Source organism: Streptomyces stelliscabiei, assembly GCF_014873495.1.
Taxonomy (GTDB): Bacteria; Actinomycetota; Actinomycetes; order Streptomycetales; family Streptomycetaceae; genus Streptomyces; species Streptomyces bottropensis.
Genome location: NZ_JADBGF010000001.1, coordinates 9041525 through 9056936, shown reverse-complemented (window position 1 = coordinate 9056936; position 15412 = coordinate 9041525). Strand labels below are relative to the sequence as shown.

The 15412-nt window shown below is 71.1% G+C and carries 14 protein-coding genes; 7 read left to right on the top strand and 7 right to left on the bottom strand.

All coding sequences use genetic code 11. The annotated features are described in order from the left end of the window. The first annotated feature begins 290 nt into the window (after nt 1–290). Nucleotides 291–2510 (top strand): NADP-dependent isocitrate dehydrogenase, encoded by a 2220-nt coding sequence (locus H4687_RS39525; RefSeq protein ID WP_046917366.1) that lies wholly within the window; start codon nt 291–293, stop codon nt 2508–2510. 78 nt (nt 2511–2588) lie between these two features. Here H4687_RS39525 and H4687_RS39520 read toward each other — a convergent pair whose 3' ends face one another. Beyond that, nucleotides 2589–3560 (bottom strand): alpha/beta hydrolase, encoded by a 972-nt coding sequence (locus H4687_RS39520; RefSeq protein ID WP_097248952.1) that lies wholly within the window; start codon nt 3558–3560, stop codon nt 2589–2591. Between the two features lie 289 nt (nt 3561–3849). Between H4687_RS39520 and H4687_RS39515 the strand changes: the two genes are divergently transcribed. Together H4687_RS39515 and H4687_RS39510 are read left to right on the top strand one after the other, a co-directional pair. Beyond that, nucleotides 3850–4269 carry a MarR family winged helix-turn-helix transcriptional regulator gene (locus H4687_RS39515; protein WP_046917260.1) on the top strand — a complete coding sequence of 140 codons (420 nt, stop codon included), beginning with the start codon at nt 3850–3852 and terminating at the stop codon, nt 4267–4269. A gap of 117 nt (nt 4270–4386) precedes the next feature. Beyond that, entirely contained in the window at nt 4387–5403 is a 1017-nt protein-coding gene (locus H4687_RS39510) for a glycoside hydrolase family 43 protein (RefSeq protein ID WP_192781841.1), read from the top strand. A gap of 49 nt (nt 5404–5452) precedes the next feature. Here the strand turns inward: H4687_RS39510 and H4687_RS39505 are convergent, their stop codons facing one another. The 6 genes from H4687_RS39505 to H4687_RS39480 form a co-directional block, all read right to left on the bottom strand. Beyond that, entirely contained in the window at nt 5453–5998 is a 546-nt protein-coding gene (locus tag H4687_RS39505) for a peptidoglycan-binding domain-containing protein (RefSeq protein ID WP_046917258.1), read from the bottom strand. Nucleotides 5999–6603: 605 nt separating this feature from the next. Continuing rightward, complete coding sequence (locus tag H4687_RS39500; RefSeq protein ID WP_046917257.1) at nt 6604–7467, bottom strand: 3-hydroxybutyryl-CoA dehydrogenase; 864 nt, start codon at nt 7465–7467, stop codon at nt 6604–6606. Beyond that, entirely contained in the window at nt 7464–8852 is a 1389-nt protein-coding gene (gene ccrA / locus H4687_RS39495; protein WP_046917256.1) for a crotonyl-CoA carboxylase/reductase, read from the bottom strand. Before ccrA ends, H4687_RS39500 begins: the two co-directional genes overlap by 4 nt. A gap of 183 nt (nt 8853–9035) precedes the next feature. Then, nucleotides 9036–11084 (bottom strand): AfsR/SARP family transcriptional regulator, encoded by a 2049-nt coding sequence (locus H4687_RS39490; RefSeq protein ID WP_046912798.1) that lies wholly within the window; start codon nt 11082–11084, stop codon nt 9036–9038. A 171-nt stretch (nt 11085–11255) separates the two neighbouring features. Continuing rightward, the gene (locus H4687_RS39485; protein WP_046912797.1) at nt 11256–11936 is read right to left on the bottom strand and encodes a 4'-phosphopantetheinyl transferase family protein; all 681 of its coding nucleotides are present in this window, start codon (nt 11934–11936) and stop codon (nt 11256–11258) included. Continuing rightward, nucleotides 11933–12754, bottom strand: coding sequence for a metallophosphoesterase family protein (locus tag H4687_RS39480; RefSeq protein ID WP_179859964.1), 822 nt, complete (start codon nt 12752–12754; stop codon nt 11933–11935). The genes H4687_RS39485 and H4687_RS39480 overlap by 4 nt, the downstream gene beginning before the upstream one ends. A gap of 203 nt (nt 12755–12957) precedes the next feature. On the opposite strand from H4687_RS39480, the gene H4687_RS39475 reads away from it, so the two are divergent. From H4687_RS39475 to H4687_RS39460, 4 genes are all read left to right on the top strand, one after another. Further along, the gene (locus H4687_RS39475; protein ID WP_046912795.1) at nt 12958–13743 is read left to right on the top strand and encodes a thioesterase II family protein; all 786 of its coding nucleotides are present in this window, start codon (nt 12958–12960) and stop codon (nt 13741–13743) included. 20 nt (nt 13744–13763) lie between these two features. Further along, complete coding sequence (locus tag H4687_RS39470; protein ID WP_046912794.1) at nt 13764–14087, top strand: hypothetical protein; 324 nt, start codon at nt 13764–13766, stop codon at nt 14085–14087. Between the two features lie 117 nt (nt 14088–14204). Further along, on the top strand, nt 14205–14873 hold the full coding sequence (locus H4687_RS39465) for an O-methyltransferase (RefSeq protein ID WP_046912793.1): 669 nt from the start codon (nt 14205–14207) through the stop codon (nt 14871–14873). A gap of 25 nt (nt 14874–14898) precedes the next feature. Then, nucleotides 14899–15342 (top strand): AMP-binding enzyme, encoded by a 444-nt coding sequence (locus tag H4687_RS39460; protein WP_050398341.1) that lies wholly within the window; start codon nt 14899–14901, stop codon nt 15340–15342. Nucleotides 15343–15412: the final 70 nt, after the last annotated feature.

Below are 15412 nucleotides of genomic sequence, written 5' to 3'. Positions count from 1 at the left end.
CCCGTTCACGCAGTTCCCCGCGCCCCTGAAAGGGCCGCAGGCCTTTCAGGGGCGCGGGGAACTGCTTGAGAAGCCCCACCGGACGGATGTCTGGGGGCGAAGGGGCGCGGCCCCTGGGTGGGGGCACCTCCCGCTCGGGCGAAGTCGAGAGTGGGGGAAGGACGGGTAGGGGCGGCGGGGGCGAGAAAGATGTGCCGTGAGCCCCGCACACGCCGACCCCTGTCGAGTCCCTCCTCCGCACGAGATATCTTGATGTCGAGCAATGTTGCAGACGTGGAGCGGAGCACCCGGTGACTGACTCGACCATCATCTACACGCACACTGACGAGGCGCCCGCCCTGGCGACCCACTCGTTCCTGCCCGTGATCAAGGCGTACGCCTCGCAGGCCGGCGTCTCCGTCGAGACCCGTGACATCTCGCTGGCCGGACGCATCATCGCCGTCTTCCCGGAGTACCTGGAGGAAGGGCAGCGCATCCCCGACGCCCTCTCCGAGCTGGGCGAACTGGCGAAGACGCCCGCGGCGAACATCATCAAGCTGCCGAACATCTCGGCGTCGATCCCCCAGCTCAAGGCCGCCGTCGCGGAGCTGCAGAGCCAGGGCTACGCGCTGCCGGACTACCCGGACGACCCGAAGTCCGACGAGGAGCGCGAGATCCGCGCCCGCTACGACAAGATCAAGGGTTCCGCCGTGAACCCGGTCCTGCGTGAGGGCAACTCCGACCGCCGCGCCCCCGCCTCGGTCAAGAACTACGCCAAGACCCACCCGCACCGTATGGGCGCCTGGTCCGCCGACTCCAAGACGAACGTCGCGACCATGGGCGAGAACGACTTCCGCTCCACCGAGAAGTCCGCGGTGATCTCCGAGGCCGGTTCGCTGCGGATCGAGCTGGTCGGCGACGACGGCTCCACCACCGTGCTGCGCGAGTCCGTACCCGTCCTGGCCGGCGAGGTCGTCGACGCCTCCGTGATGCGTGTCGCGGCGCTCCGCGAGTTCCTGACCGCGCAGGTCGCCCGCGCCAAGGCCGAGGACGTGCTGTTCTCCGTGCACCTCAAGGCCACGATGATGAAGGTCTCCGACCCGATCGTCTTCGGTCACGTGGTGCGCGCGTTCTTCCCGAAGACCTTCGCGAAGTACGGCGAGACGCTGGCCGCGGCCGGCCTCTCCCCCAACGACGGTCTGGGCGGCATCTTCAAGGGTCTGGAGGCCCTGCCGGAGGGTGCCGAGATCAAGGCCGCCTTCGACGCCGAACTGGCCGAGGGCCCGGCGCTGGCGATGGTCGACTCCGACAAGGGCATCACCAACCTGCACGTGCCGTCCGACGTCATCGTCGACGCCTCGATGCCGGCCATGATCCGCACCTCCGGCCACATGTGGGGCCCGGACGGCCAGGAGGCCGACACCCTCGCGGTGCTCCCGGACTCCTCGTACGCGGGTGTCTACCAGGTCGCGATCGACGACTGCCGCGCCAACGGCGCCTACGACCCGTCGACGATGGGCTCCGTCCCGAACGTCGGCCTCATGGCGCAGAAGGCCGAGGAGTACGGCTCCCACGACAAGACCTTCGAGATCCCCACCACCGGCACGGTCCGCCTCGTCGACCAGGCCGGGAACGTGGTGATCGAGCAGGCGGTCTCCGCCGGTGACATCTTCCGCGCCTGCCAGACCAAGGACGACCCGATCCGCGACTGGGTGAAGCTGGCCGTCACCCGTGCCCGCGCCACCGGCGACCCGGCGGTGTTCTGGCTGGACGCCACCCGTGCGCACGACGCCAACCTGATCGCCAAGGTCGAGCAGTACCTGCCGGAGCACGACACCGAGGGCCTGGACATCCGGATCCTCGCCCCGGTCGAGGCCACCAAGCTGTCGGTGGAGCGCATCCGCCGCGGCGAGAACACGATCTCGGTGACCGGCAACGTCCTGCGTGACTACCTCACCGACCTGTTCCCGATCCTGGAGCTGGGCACCAGCGCCAAGATGCTGTCGGTCGTCCCGCTGATGGCGGGCGGCGGCCTCTTCGAGACGGGCGCCGGCGGCTCCGCCCCGAAGCACGTCCAGCAGCTGGTCAAGGAGGACTACCTGCGCTGGGACTCCCTGGGCGAGTTCTTCGCCCTGGTCCCGTCCCTGGAGCAGTACGCCGAGGCCACCGGCAACACCCGCGCCAAGGTCCTCGCCGACACCCTCGACCGCGCCACGGCGACCTTCCTCAACGAGGACAAGTCCCCCTCGCGTCGCGTCGGCGGCATCGACAACCGCGGCAGCCACTTCTACCTGTCCCTGTACTGGGCCCAGGAGCTGGCCGCGCAGACCGACGACGCCGACCTGGCCAAGGCATTCGCCCCGCTCGCCGAGACCCTCACGGCGAACGAGCGGAAGATCGTCGACGAGCTGATCGCCGTCCAGGGCAAGCCGGCCGACATCGGCGGCTACTACCAGCCCGACCCGGCCAAGGCCGCCGCGGTCATGCGCCCGTCGGCCACGTGGAACGAGGCGCTGGCGAACTTCGCCTGAGCCCTCGCCCACGCATGAGCCGACCCCGGCCGGGATCAGTCCCGGCCGGGGTCGGCCCTTTTCCCCCGGGTCCCGCGATCAGCCGGTGCCGAGGGCCGTGCGCAGGGTGGCGATCGCCTGGCCGATGGCGGCCTCCGCGGCGTGGGTACCGCGCAGGGCGTTGAGCATCACGAAGTCGTGGATGACGCCCTGGTAGCGGACCGCGGTGACCGGGACACCGGCCTCGCGCAGCTTGTTGGCGTACGCCTCGCCCTCGTCGCGCAGCACGTCGGCCTCGCCGGTGATGACCAGCGCCGGCGGCAGACCGGTCAGCTGCTCGGTCGTGGCGCGCAACGGGGACGCCGTGATCTCCGCCCGCTGCCGCTCGTCGGTCGTGTACTGGTCCCAGAACCACTGCATCGCGTCGCGGCGCAGGAAGTAGCCCTCGGCGAACCGGTGGTAGGACGCCGTGTCGAACCCGGCGTCGGTCACCGGGTAGAAGAGCACCTGCTGGACCAGCGGGACATCGCCCCGCTCCTTGGCCATCAGGGTCAGCGCGGCGGTCATGTTGCCGCCCACGGAGTCACCGGCCACGGCGATGCGCCCGGCGTCCAGCCGGTGGCCGGCGCCCTCGGTGACGATCCAGCGGGCCACCGCGTAGTTCTGCTCGATGGCCACGGGGTAGCGGGCCTCGGGCGAGAGGTCGTACTCGGGGAACACGACCGCGGCGTTCGCGCCGACGGCCAGCTCGCGCACCAGCCGGTCGTGCGTATGGGCGTTGCCGAACACCCAGCCGGCGCCGTGGATGTAGAGAATCACCGGGAGCGTGCCCAGGGCACCCGCCGGGCGGACGACACGGGCCCTGACCTCGCCGGTGGGGCCGCCGGACACGGTGACCCACTCCTCGTCGACGGCGGGCTTGTCGATCTCTCCGGACTGCACCTCGTCGACCGTCTTGCGGCCCTCCACCGGGCCGAGGTCGAAGAGGTACGGCGGGTTCGCGGTCGCCTCCGCGAAATCGGCGGCGGCGGGTTCGAGGACGGGGCGGGGGCCGGGGGTGGTGTCGGACATGGCGGTCTCCTCGCGTGGGGTGCCACGGGCAGGCTCGGCCGGCGCGGTTCGCCGGGTGCCGGCGGCACACCCCAAAGATATCGCACGACTAGATCGTGCACGACTAAATCGCGCACGATATGATCGGGGAGACTTGAAGGTAGGGTGGGTGATCGTCATACAGAGCGCAGGGCGGAGGAGCGACACCGTGAGCACAGTCGGCGACATCGCGGACACGACCGGAACGGCCCAGGACCCGGGCTCGGCCCCGGCACCGGCTCGGACACCGGCTCCGGCTCGGGGGCACGGCATGCTCCTGGACGATCAGCTCTGTTTCGCGCTGTACGCCGCCTCGCGCGCGGTCACGGCCCGCTACCGGCCGCTGCTCGACGAGCTGGGGCTGACCTATCCGCAGTACCTGGTCATGCTCGTGCTCTGGGAACAGGATTCGATCTCCGTACGCGACCTGGGCGCCGCGCTCCAGCTGGAATCCAGCACCCTCTCCCCGCTCCTGAAGCGCCTGGAGGCCGGTGGTCTGCTGCGCCGCGAGCGCCGTACGGACGACGAGCGCTCCGTCGCCATCCGCCTCACCGAGGCCGGCGCCCGGCTCCAGGAGCGGGCCCGGGCCGTCCCCGTGAACATCGGCGAGGCCATGGGACTCACCCCCGAACAGCACACCCTGACCAAGCAGTTGCTGCGGCTGCTCACGGTCAACGTCGGCCGGGAGTGACCGGCGAGGTCGATGCCCGTCGCTGACTATCCTGCGACCGTGACCGACACCGAACCGATACGGCCGCCCGACGAGCGGCCTCACGACGAGCGACTTCACGACGAGCGGCTGCCCGACATGCGCCTGCCCGGCGTGCGGCTTCCCGACATGCCGCTGCACGATCCGTTCGTGGTCGCCGACGAGGCCACCCGCACCTACCACCTGTACACGTCCAACGACCCGGCCGTCTCGGGCGTGGACGCCACCGGCACGATGGTCTACCGCAGCACCGACCTGCGGGACTGGACACGTCCCGTCGTGGTCTTCCGGACCGACGAGCAGCCGGGGATCTGGGCGACGGAGGGCGCGTGGGCGCCGGAGGTGCACGCATGGGGCGGCAGGTACTACCTGTTCACCACGCTGCACGACGAGGGCAGGCCGCTCCCGTTGCCGGCCGCCGGCCGATGGGGCACGCCCTTCCAGCTGCCCCACCACATGCGCGGCACGGTCACGGCCGTGTCCGACTCGCTGCTGGGCCCGTTCACCGTCGTCGACCCCGGCCGGCCCACCCCGCCCGCGAACCTGATGACCCTGGACGGCACCCTGTACGTCGACCCGTCCGGTCAGCCCTGGATGGTGTACGCGCACGAGTGGCTGCAGACCGTCGACGGCACCATGGAGGCGATCCGGCTGGCCCCGGACCTGACCCGCACGATCGGCGACCCGGTCCTGCTGTTCAAGGCCTCGGACGCGTCCTGGCTCACCGAGCAGATCCCCGCCGGGGTCCCCCACCAGCTCGCGCCCTACATCACCGACGGCCCCCAGCCGTACCGGACGCCCGACGGCTCCCTGCTGATGCTGTGGTCCACGTACGAGAAGAACCTGGCCGGCGACGACGGCACCGTCAGCGGCGGCTATGTGCAGACCTACGCGGTCTCGCGCTCCGGCGACCTCGCGGGCCCGTGGGACCAACGGCGGCCCCTGGTGCGGGAGGACAGCGGCCACGGCATGCTGTTCCGCACCTTCGACGGCGGGCTGATGATGGTCCTCCACCGCCCCTTCGAGAACGCCCGCGGCAAGCTCTACGAGATGCGCCTCGACGGTCACGAACTGACCGTGGTGCGGCGCCGCGACGACCTCGACGGCGGCGGGTGAGCCCCCGACCGAGGCCGTCGAGCCGCGGTCGGGGGCCGTGGGACACGGATCAGGTGCAGGTCAGGTAGTTGTAGCCGGCGAGCCGGGTGTTGCCGTCGCCGTCGGGGAAGGTGTAGTTGCCGTCCGCGTTGCGTCCGAGGTTGAAGTCGCGCACGATCCCGTCGTAGCGGAGGTTCGCCGTCTGGCCGTCGGCGGTGCTGCCGGAGACGAAGTACAGCCACTTGTCCATGTGCCCGAAGGTCTCCTGGCCGACCGAACCGTCGACGCCGAGGGCGAAGTACCTCTGGAGGTCCTCGGTCGCGGCCTTGGTCCCCGAGCCGAACTTGCCGTCGATGTCCGAGGCGGAGTCCAGGAAGCCGTCCGCCCAGAGAATCTTCTGCCAGAGGCAGGTGGCGTTGGAGTTGGTGTTGGTGCCGGTCGACAGGATGCCCTCGTTGCCCCAGTCGTCGACGTAGGAGTCGCCACCGTAGACGTAGGCGAGCCCGCTGTACGTCCCGCTCGCGACGGCCGGCGTGGTGGCCAGCGCGAGGGTGGCCGCGGCCACGGCGCCGACCGTGCAGGCGGCCAGCTTGAATCGTTTCTTACGCAGGCTCATGGGAGTCCTCTCTTCGAGCCATCGGGCCGGTGCCCGGTGAGCACCGCAGACACTGGCAACGAGGACCCGTCCCGGCAAGGAAAACCGCAGGTCACGGGAGAGTGAGACGCCGTCCCCTCAACTGCCTGCGGATTTACGGGGGTTGTGGGACGCCCGTGGGACATCGATGCGGTGCGCACCGAACGCGCACACCGTGAACACGAGATGCGCACGGGGTGGAAATGGTCTAAGGCCCCCGCGCTCCCGCCGACAGCACGCCGTTGTGGAGCCAGTGCACTCGACTCCGGCCCGCCGCAGAAGGCCGAGTGACCGCGCGCGCTCGCCGCGAGCCAGATGCTCCGGGCGGGTGGGGAAGCCGGGACCGGCAAGCGAGTGCTGACCGGCACTGAGGACCCGCAACTCGGGGCGGCGGCTTGTGGGTTCACGGGGCGAGGGAAGGGCTGAGCTTTCCCGTGATCTCGGCCGCTCGATGGTCGTGCGGCGAGGGCGTGCTGTTGCCGCTGCCTGCCTTCCGGCCCAGGGCCGCAGACAGGCGGACGACACGACACCCCCGCCGCCGAGACGGACATCGGCTCGGACGGCGCCCACCTCCTGCGCGCCGGCGGTCAAGGGGCGTAGTCGTAGAGCCCCCTGCCCGTCTTGCGGCCCAGCATGCCGGCCTCGACCAGGCGCCGTAGGAACGGTGGCGGGGCGTACTGGGGCTCGCGGAACTCCTCGTGGAGGGCCTCCGCGATCGAGGTGACCACGTCGAGCCCGATCAGGTCGGCGAGCCGCAGCGGGCCCATCGGGTGGGAGCAGCCCAGCGTCATGGCGTCGTCCACCGTCTCCGCCGACGCGTGGCCCGCCTCCACCATGCGTACTGCCGCAAGCAGGTACGGAATGAGCAGGGCGTTGACCGTGAAGCCGGCGCGATCCGGGGACCGGATGACGCGCTTGCCGAGCGTGTCCGTCACGAACTCCTCCGCCCGTACCGCGGTCTTCTCCCGGGTGAGGAGCGTGGGGACCAGCTCGACCAGCGGCAGGGCGGGCACCGGGTTGAAGAAGTGGACGCCCAGCACCCGGCCGCCGTCGGCGGTGGCCCGGGCCAGTCTGAGGACCGAGAGGGAGGAGGTGTTGGAGGCGAGGATGGTCTCGGGGTCCTGGAGCACCTGGTCCAGCCTGGCGAACAGGTCGCGCTTGGCCTGCTCGTCCTCGCTGATCGACTCGATGACCAGCTGCCGGTCGGCCAGTTCCGCCAGGTCACTCGTGTACGACACCCGGGCCAGGGCGTTCTCGTGGTCCCGTTCGGTGATCCGGCCCTTGCCCAGCGCCCGGTCGAGCGAGCCGGTGAGCCGCGCCCTGCCCCTGGCGAGCGATGCGGGCGAGGACGCAGCGACCATGACGTCGACTCCGGCGAGGGCGCAGACGTGGGCGATGCCCGAGCCCATGATGCCGCAGCCCACCACTGCGACCTTCTGGATGGCGTTCATCGCCCGGTCCCCCCTCGTCCGGCGACGACCCGCTCGGGCGCGGGGGTCGCCGGAGCGGCGTCGCGCAGCAGGTTCAGCCGGTCCTCGCCCACGCGGTCCCGCAGGGCCTGGTCGGTCACCCCGAGACCGGGCCGGGGCGCAAGACACAGGACACCGACCTTGCCGGTGTGCCGGTTGGTCTGGACGAGCCGGGCGGCCTGCGCCACCTCGGCGAGCGGGTGGACGGCGGAGAGCACCGGAACGAGGTGGCCGAGGCGGAACAGCCGGTTGCACTCGGCCTGTTCCTGGAGGTTCGCGGCGTGGCTGCCCACGATCCGTTTGAGGTGCATCCACAAGTACCGGTTGTCGAAGCGGTGTTGATAGCCGGTGCTGGATCCGCAGGTGACCACGGTGCCGCCGCGGCGGACGACGAAGACCGAGATGGCGAACGTGGCCCTGCCGATGTAGTCGAACACGACGTGCGGGTCCTCGCCGGTCTCGGCGCGGATGATCCTGCCGAGGCGTTTGCCGGCCTCTATGCTCGCGTCCGGGTCGTCGGCGAGATCGCCGTCCAGGCCGATGTCGGCGCGGTTGACGACGACGTCGCAGCCGAGCGCCCGCGCCCGTCGGCTCTTCTCCTCCGTGCTGACGACGCCGACGGCGATGCCGCCGGCGTTCTTCACCAGCTGGACGGCGTAGGCGCCGAGTCCGCCGGTGGCGCCCCAGATCAGCACGATGTCGCCCTGTTTGATCCGGGCGCCCCGGTCGCTGACGAGCATCCGGTAGGAGGTGGCGGCGCACAGCATCGTCGAGGCGGCTTCCTCCCAGGTGAGGTGGGCCGGTTTGGGGAGCAGTTGACTGGCCCGGACCACCGCGTAGTGGGCCAGTCCGCCGAAGTTCGTCTCGAAACCCCAGATGCGCTGCTCGGCACCGAGCATGCCGTCGGCGTGGGTGGCGGGTTCCTGGTCGTCCACCTGGACGCAGCTGACGACGACGTGCTCGCCCACCTGCCAGCGCCGTACCCCGGCGCCCGTCCGGACGATGACTCCGGCGGCGTCGGATCCGACGACGTGCCGGGGCAGGTCGTGCCTGGCGGCGGATCCGCCCTGGCGGCCCAGTCTGCGCAGGAAGGTGAAAGTCGGTACGGGTTCGAAGGTCGCCGACCAGACGGTGTTGTAGTTGATGGAGCTGGCCATCACGGCGATCAGTACCTCGTCCACGGCCAGTTCGGGCATGGGTACGGGACCGACCCGGAGGGTGCGGCGTACGTCCCGGTCGGCGGCGTCGCCGAACACGTCCACGTCCTCGGCGCGCAGATGGGCGGCGGTGTACTCGGTGGGCAGGGGTTCCTTCGCCAGCCGGTCGGGGGGCGCGCCGGCGAGCACCGCTTCGGTCAAGGGGTCCATGGGGGCTCCTGAAGTGTCGTCACTGGGCGGTCCGCGGTCGGGCGCGGACGGGCCGAGGGGGGCGGCAGCACGGAGAGGCCGGCTGCGGGAGGTCGGGGGGCGAGGGACGGCGGGCTGGGGAGAGGGGGAGGGCGGCGACGTCCGGGAGAACGGGCCGGGCGGCGGTCCGCGGCCGCCCGGGGTTCACCCGGACGCGGCCCGGGGCGCCACGACCGGTGGCAGCCGTGCCCGTAGCTCACCGACCAGTCGGCTGCCGACCAGGTCGACGCCGATCCGCTCCGCCTCGGCGAGGGCCTCGACGAGTCCGGCGCGGTCGTCGTCCGACCAGTTCACGGTCGGCGGGCGCAGTAGGTACGTCCCTTCCGGTTCCCACGCCCGGCCCGGACGAACGCTCCGGAGGAGGGTGTGCAGATACCACCGGAGCAGGCAGCGCAGTGTCTCCGTCCGGTACTCCGGACGCTCCTCGGCGTCGGCGCGTTCACGGGCGTACGCGCGCACCAGGGCGTCGAGGTGGTAGCGGAAGTGGTCGTGCTCGCGCAGCAGGTGTGCGTCGACCAGCACGTCGAGCACATCCTCGGCGTTCTCCTGGGAGCAGCCCAGCAGCACCGCAGCGGTCTCGCCGCGGACGTACGGCATGTTGCCCGCGCCGAGTCTGCGGAACGCCGCCGCGAGATCGATGCCGTGCACGGACCGGCCGCGCAGGGCGGCGTATCCCGCGTCGAGTCCGGCGCGGACCGACAGGTCGCCGATGTGCAGTTCGTCGAGCAGGCGCCGCTGTTCGAGCAGGCGGTGGGCCAGGGCTCCGAGGCTGCGGCGGGGTCGTGAGCGCAGCCGGGTGCCGACGATGCGCAGGGCCAGCGGCACACCGGCGCACGCTTCGACGAGCCGGTGTGCGGCGGCGCGTTCGGCGTCCATGCGGGAACGGCCGACGAATCGTTCCAGCAGTTGAAGCGAGGCTTCCTCGTCGAGCGCGTCCAGAGTGACGTCGTGGACCCCTTCGAGGTCAACGAGCCGGTGGCGGCTGGTGACGATCACCCGGCTTCCGCCGCTGCCGGGGATGAGGGGGCGGACCTGGGCGGTGCTCACGGCGTCGTCGAGCACGATGAGCATGCGGCGGTCGGCGACCAGGGACCGGAAGAGGGAGGTGCGGTTGACCATCGTTCTCGGCACCGCGACATCGGGCACCCCGAGGCCGACGAGCAACCGGGTGAGGACCTCGGCGGGTTGCGCGGGTTTCCCCGTGCTGCCCTCCAGGTCCGCGTAGACCTGTCCGTCGGCGAAGTCACCGCGGACGGCGTGGGCCGCGTGCAGTGCCAGCGCGGTCTTGCCGATGCCGGCGGCACCGTTGATCACGACCGTGGTGGCCGGGCCCGCGGCGGGCGCCTTGCCGCGCAGCAGCCGTCCCAGCGCGGCGGTCTCCCGGCCTCGGGTAGCGAAGTCCGTGACACCCTGGGGCAGTTGGGCCGGGATCGGCCAGCCGGGCCAGGGCCCGCCGGGGCCGCCGTGTACCTCGGGGCGCTCCTCGAAGGCGGCCCGGTGCCGCGGCGGCTCGTCCTCGGCGCGCAGGATGCGCCGCTGGACGGCCCGTAGTTCGGAGCCGGGCTCGGTGCCGAGCTGGTCGATGAGCGCGGCGCGGGTCCGCTGGAACAGGTCGAGGGCCTCCGGCTGCTGGCCCGAGCGGAACAGCGCCAGCATGAGACGGCCGATGAGCCCCTCGTGGAGCGGGTGTTCCCGCACCATCTGCCACAGCTCGGGCAGGATCTCGGCATGGCGCTGCAGATCGAGGTCGAGGTCCACGCACCAGATGCGGGTCTGCAGATGGAGCCGCTGCAGATGAGAGACCTCCGTGTCCTGAAGGGTGCGCGAGGGTACGTCCATCAGCGGGTCGTGCCGCCACAGGGCGAGCGCGTTGCGGAGTTCCTCGGCGGCTTGCGCGGTGCGGCCCGCCTGGACGAGGGCGTCGGCGGACTTACGGTGGGCGGTGAACCGTCCGAGGTCGGTCTCGTCCTCCTCCAGTTCGATCAGATAGCCGGGCGCTCGGGTGGTGATCCGTGCCCTCCCGGCCATGCCCAGGACCTGACGCAACCTCATGACATAGGTGCGGATCGTGGCGGCGGCGCTGGGCGGCGGGGTGCCGTCCCAGACAAAGCTCGCGATGTTGTCCACCGTGACCACTCGGTTCGCGTTGAGCACGAGGGCGGCGAGAATCACCCGCTGCCTCGGGGCGGGCACTCTCAACTCGTTCCCGCCCGACCGGATGACCAGGGGACCTAGCAACAAGAACTCCATAACTGCCTCACCCCTACGAAAACATGATGCGATTCCGTCGATCGCGAGGTCCCCCGTGGCACGCTGGGCGCGCACCACGCGACGCGACAGTGGGTGGAACCCTTTCCGCAGCCGTCACCCGTGTACGGGTGGCCGAGCGGGCAGGACGATCGCGGTGACGGACAGGCCGTCCCGCACCAGCCAGCGGCCGGAGAGTTCTGTGAGCATGCGTGGACCGGGCACCAGCAGCCGGGCGTCGAAGACACCCGACGCGTGTCCCGGGGCGACTTCCCGGGGACGGAAATCGACGACGGCCTCGTCGAAGTCCAGTTCCCGGCCGGTGAGTGGGTACCAGACCTTGAAGACGGCTTCCTTGGCACCGAACAGCAGCCGGTCCCACCACACTCCGGTACCACCGCCCTGCCCTGCGATCCAGGAGCGTTCCTCGGGCCGGGCCACGACGTCGAGGACCCCCTCCGGCAGGGGCTGGTGGGGCTCGGCGTCGATCCCCAGGGCGAAGGCGTCGGACGCCCGGGCGAGGGCGGCGGCACGGTAGCCGGCGCAGTGCGTCATGCTTCCGACCAGCCCGTCCGGCCACCGCGGCGCCCCGCGGTGGCCGGGGACGACGGGGGCCGGTTCCATGCCGAGTTGGGTGAAGGCCCTGCGGGCGCAGGCCCGTACGGTGGTGTACTCGCGGCGGCGTTTGTCGACGGCGTCGCCGAGTGCCGCTTCCTCCTCCGGGAACAGGCGGGTGTCGGGCAGGTCCTCCCGGGCCCAGGCGGAGGCGACCGTGGCGGGCAGCAACTGGTCGATCACGCGGTCACCGCCGGAAGGATCTGGCGCAGGACGCCTCGGGGCATGCCGCGTTGCCGGTGCTCGCGCGGGTAACCGACCGAGACCTCCTCGAAGCGGACTCCGTCGTGCCAGGTGGTGCGGGGGATGTGCAGATGGCCGTAGACCACGACCCTGGCGTCGAACCGCACATGCCACTTGGCGGTCTGTTCGGTTCCGCACCACTGGGCGAACTCCGGGTGGTACAGGACCCTTGTCGGATCCCGTACCAGGGGAAAGTGGTTGACCAGTACGGTCGGCAGCTCGGGATCGCGCTCGGCGAGCCGGCGCTCGGTCTCCACCAGCCGGGCGTGGCACCACGCCTCGCGGCTCGGGTAGGGGTCGGGGTGCAGCAGCATCTCGTCGGTGCACACCACACCGGCCTCGTACGCCTGGGTGAGCGCCTGCTCCTTGGTCGCGGCGGTGGGGGTGCGGAAGCTGTAGTCGTAGAGGACGAAGAGGGGTGCGACGGTGACGGGGCCGCCCGGTCCGTCCCACACGGGATAGGGATCCTGCGGGGTGAGGACGCCGAGCCCGCGGCAGATGTCCACGAGGTGGCGGTAGCGTTCCTCCCCGCGTAACTGGACGGGGTCGCTGGGAGGGGTCCAGAGTTCGTGATTCCCCGGTGCCCAGATCACAGTGTCGAATCGTTCTCGCAGCAGGGTCAGCGCCCACGTGAAGTCCTCGGTAATCTCACCGACGTCGCCGGCCACGATGAGCCAGTCGTCGTCGGACTGGGGACGCATGCCGGCCACGATGTGCCGGTTCTCCGGATAGGCCACATGAAGATCACTTGTTGCCATGAGCCTGCCTGATACCCGTCCGGAAGATCTCATGCAGCACTTTCTACCGGCTGCTGCCCGCGCCGAGGCAGCGGATCTGGGGTGGCCGGGAGGATCTCTGGGGGTGGTAGGGGGTGGCTAGGGGTGGCCGCCACCGATTCGGGCTGCCTAACCTCCGTTACGTTGCCGCCAGGCACATGACCTACCAGGGCGAAGGACGGACGATGGATCGAAGCGCCGAGGAACCGGACCTGTGGCTCCGGTGCTTCGTGGCCGCCCCCCGGGCCCGGACACGGCTCGTGTGTTTCCCGCACGCCGGAGGATCGGCGAGTGCCTACCACGCCATGGCGGGCGCGCTGCCGCCCGCCGCGGAGGTGCTGGCCGTGCAGTACCCGGGCCGTCAGGACCGGCGGGCCGAGAAGTGCGTCGACAACGTTCCGGAGCTGGTCGACCGGCTGGTGCCGGTCCTGACCGCCTCGGCCGACGACCGGCCGCTGGCGCTGTTCGGGCACAGCATGGGCGCCACCCTCGCCTACGAGGTGGCACGCCGACTGGAGCAGGAGGGCGGGGCGAACAGCCCGGTCACCGTGTTTCTCTCCGGGCGCCGAGCGCCGCGCTTCGAACGCAGCGAGTACATCCACCAGCGCGACGACCAGGGAATTCTTCGGGAGTTGGAGCTGCTGGGCGGATCCGGCGCCGTGGCGCTGGCCGACCCGGAGATCCTCCAGATGGTCATGCCCGCCATACGCGGCGACTATCGCGCGGCGGAGACCTACGTACATGTGCCGGGACCGCCGCTGCGCTGCCCGGTGGTGGCGCTGACGGGGGACGCCGACCCGCGTGCGGCCGTGGCGGAGGTCGAGGCGTGGCGCGAGTACACGGAGGGGCCGTTCGCCACGCAGGTGTTCAAGGGTGGTCACTTCTTTCTCAGTGATCATCCGGACGCGGTGCACAGCACGGTCCGCGATCGCCTGAGCTCGCTCCCGGTCTTCGGCGCGGGCACTCACTAGGCAGACTCGGAGGAAGCTCGATGCCCCCAGCCGCCGTCAGAGAACTGCTCCGCACCGTCGACCGGCTGGCGCACTGCGTCGGCTCACTGCGGTCCTCCGGATTCGGCGAGCCTCCCGCGCTCACCAGACTGGCCGACGACGTGGAACGGCTGCGCCTCCACGTCCGCGCACTCGTCGGTGAACCGGCCGACGCTGTGTCGGCCCGCCCGTCGGCCGGAGAACGAGCCACCATTTCGGTGTCCGACACTCCCTACGACGCCAGGCTGTGGCACGGCGCGGACGACGAGGGCGTGGGCGGCCACGGCCCCCAGGTTTCCCCCACCCCCGGGCACGCCGGGCGCTGACGGCGCGGAACGACGCCGAGGCGGGTCCGTACCCGAGCACGCACGGCTCGTCCTCCGGCGCTCCCCCGCCGCCCGGCGCGCCGCTCACACCGACTCCCACCGAGACGGAGATCCCCCATGGCTGAGCAGATCGGCATGACGCCGCGGCTTCTCGAGTACGTCAGGCAGACCTCGCTGCGCGAGGACGACATCCTGCTGGAACTGCGCGAAGCGACGGCCGGGCTGCCCGGCGGCGTCGCCCTGCAGGTGCCCGCGGAGGAAGGACAGTTGCTCGCGCTGCTGGTCCGGCTCACCCGGGCGGCCTCGGTCCTGGAGATCGGCACCTTCACCGGCTACAGCACCCTGTGCATGGCCCGCGCCCTGCCGACCCACGGACGACTGGTGACATGCGACATCACCGATCGCTGGCCGTCGATCGGCGCGGAGTTCTGGAAGCGGGCCGAGGTGGACGGCCTGATCGACCTCCGGGTGGGCGACGCGGCGGAGACCCTGGAGAAGCTGCTCGCCGACGAGGGCCAGGGCGTCTTCGACCTGGTGTTCATCGACGCGGACAAGGCGAACTACCCGCGCTACTACGAGCTGTCCCTGGAACTGCTCGCACCCGGCGGCCTCGTCGTCGTGGACAACACGCTCTTCTTCGGCCGGGTCACCGATCCGCAGTTCACGGACGCCGACACCGCGGGCATCCGTGAACTCAACGCCCGCCTGCGCGCGGACGAGCGGGTGGACCTGAGCATGCTCACCATGGCCGACGGCATCACGCTCGCCCGGCGCAAGGACGCCTGACGGCGCCATCCGGGGGCACAACGAGATGGCCGGTCATCCGAACCGGCCGGAGGCGACCGCCGGGGCGATCGTGGACGGCTGCTTCCGTTCCGGGGACATCGGCGTGAAGGACGCCGACGGCTGTCTGTCCCTCGTGGACCGCGAGAAGGACATGGTGCTGCGCGGCGGGTACCACGTGTACCCCCGCGAGGTGGAGGAGACGCTGACCGGCCATCCGGCGATCGACCAGGTCGCGGTCGTCGGCATCCCGCACGAGGTGCACGGCGAGGAGGTGTACGCCGTGGTCGTGGCGCGGGCCGGCGTCCGGGGGGACGCCGCGCTCGCCGCCGGGATCGTGGCCCGGGCGAAGGAGCGGATGGCCGCCTCCGAGTACCCGCGCGAGGTGCTGTTCGTCGACGCCTTCCCGCTCGGCCCCAGCGGGAAGGTCCTGAAGCGGGAGTTGATCGCCCGCATCCGGTCGGGCGACTGAGGCCCCCGGAGGCCTCGGGGACGGTCGGGTCGTGGCCGGTGCGCTCTTGGCGGACCGGCCACGCCCCTGT

Coding starts and splice junctions, on each gene's coding strand:
- ccrA (WP_046917256.1), bottom strand. CDS start 8,852: ATGGACCCCTTGACCGAAGCGGTGCTCGCCGGCGCGCCCCCCGACCGG.
- H4687_RS39500 (WP_046917257.1), bottom strand. CDS start 7,467: ATGAACGCCATCCAGAAGGTCGCAGTGGTGGGCTGCGGCATCATGGGC.
- H4687_RS39520 (WP_097248952.1), bottom strand. CDS start 3,560: ATGTCCGACACCACCCCCGGCCCCCGCCCCGTCCTCGAACCCGCCGCC.
- H4687_RS39480 (WP_179859964.1), bottom strand. CDS start 12,754: ATGGCAACAAGTGATCTTCATGTGGCCTATCCGGAGAACCGGCACATC.
- H4687_RS39465 (WP_046912793.1), top strand. CDS start 14,205: ATGGCTGAGCAGATCGGCATGACGCCGCGGCTTCTCGAGTACGTCAGG.
- H4687_RS39470 (WP_046912794.1), top strand. CDS start 13,764: ATGCCCCCAGCCGCCGTCAGAGAACTGCTCCGCACCGTCGACCGGCTG.
- H4687_RS39475 (WP_046912795.1), top strand. CDS start 12,958: ATGGATCGAAGCGCCGAGGAACCGGACCTGTGGCTCCGGTGCTTCGTG.
- H4687_RS39515 (WP_046917260.1), top strand. CDS start 3,850: ATGCTCCTGGACGATCAGCTCTGTTTCGCGCTGTACGCCGCCTCGCGC.
- H4687_RS39460 (WP_050398341.1), top strand. CDS start 14,899: ATGGCCGGTCATCCGAACCGGCCGGAGGCGACCGCCGGGGCGATCGTG.
- H4687_RS39510 (WP_192781841.1), top strand. CDS start 4,387: ATGCGCCTGCCCGGCGTGCGGCTTCCCGACATGCCGCTGCACGATCCG.
- H4687_RS39505 (WP_046917258.1), bottom strand. CDS start 5,998: ATGAGCCTGCGTAAGAAACGATTCAAGCTGGCCGCCTGCACGGTCGGC.